This window comes from Bradyrhizobium sp. NBAIM08 (assembly GCF_020193935.1).
GTDB lineage: Bacteria > Pseudomonadota > Alphaproteobacteria > Rhizobiales > Xanthobacteraceae > Bradyrhizobium > Bradyrhizobium yuanmingense.
Genome location: NZ_JADYVR010000360.1, coordinates 1 through 447, shown reverse-complemented (window position 1 = coordinate 447; position 447 = coordinate 1). Strand labels below are relative to the sequence as shown.

1 protein-coding gene is annotated in these 447 nt (G+C 68.9%); it reads left to right on the top strand.

The features are described from left to right. Window positions 1-14: 14 nt before the first annotated feature. The coding region (locus tag I6F37_RS39900; RefSeq protein WP_225154363.1) for an MMPL family transporter at window positions 15-447 on the top strand (433 nt) is incomplete at its 3' end.

Genomic DNA, 447 nt, shown 5'->3' with positions numbered 1-447 from the left:
GATACGCAGCACCCATGCTGCTCACCGTCCAGGGTCCGTCCGGCAGCGACCTGCTCGGGGCCGCCGACTCTCTCGGAACGGCGCTGACGTCGGTGGCCGGCGTGGCTTACGTCGGTCCCGCGACCCTGAACCCCACGGGCGACACGGCCCTGTTGACGCTGACCGCCACGACCTCACCTCAAGACGCGGACACGCAGAACCTCGTGAAGGTGCTCCGCGACGATGCCATCCCGGCGGCCACCATCGACACCGGCCTCACTGTCGACCTCGGCGGCGTGGTGCCGGCCAACGTCGACACCACCCAGGGCGTCGCGTCGAGGTTGCCGCTCTTCTTCGGCGGTGTGCTGCTCACGTCGTTCGTGCTCCTGATGATGGTCTTCCGCTCGGTCCTGGTGCCGGTGAAGGCGGTCGTCATGAACCTCCTGGCCAGCGCCGCAGCATTCGGCG